Here is a 476-nt window from a genome sequence, read left to right on the forward strand (position 1 = left end):
GTTCCCGCCGTCGCGGTACCCGACCACGCTGATGTAGTGCCCGCCCTCGAAGGAGTGCACCCCACCGTCGGTGTCGACGCTGGTGCCGGCGATGTTCGCGACCACAGCCCGACCGTCGTCCACGGTCTTGACGATGTCGGCGCGCAGCGTGTCGGTCTGCTTGCCGTCAGCGCTGGGGCTGGAGATCTCGACGCTGTGGTAGGCGTCGGTCTTGCCGGTCTCCTTGTTCAGCACGGGGGTGATGTCGTTGATGGAGTTGGTGCCGGCCTCGGTGGTGCCCATCTCCTTGGCCATGGCGTCCACGCTGATGTCCTTGCCCTGCACGGACAGGGCGTTGCGGGTGGCGGCGGGGCCGCAGTAGTAGAAGTTCGGCTGCGCCTCGTACCGCACGCCGAGCTGACGCTCACCCGACGGCTTGCGGTCGGTCTGGGTCTGGGTGGCCGGCTTGGCGTCGGACGCGGCGTAGGCGGCGGTGA

The 476-nt window shown here is 68.7% G+C and carries 1 protein-coding gene; it reads right to left on the reverse strand.

Translation table 11 applies throughout. The features are described from left to right. Window positions 1-476 (reverse strand): C39 family peptidase (locus tag EAD89_RS00125; protein ID WP_121674252.1); only part of this gene is annotated, 476 nt, incomplete at both ends.

Source organism: Micromonospora sp. BL4 (genome assembly GCF_003667505.1).
Classification (GTDB): domain Bacteria; phylum Actinomycetota; class Actinomycetes; order Mycobacteriales; family Micromonosporaceae; genus Micromonospora.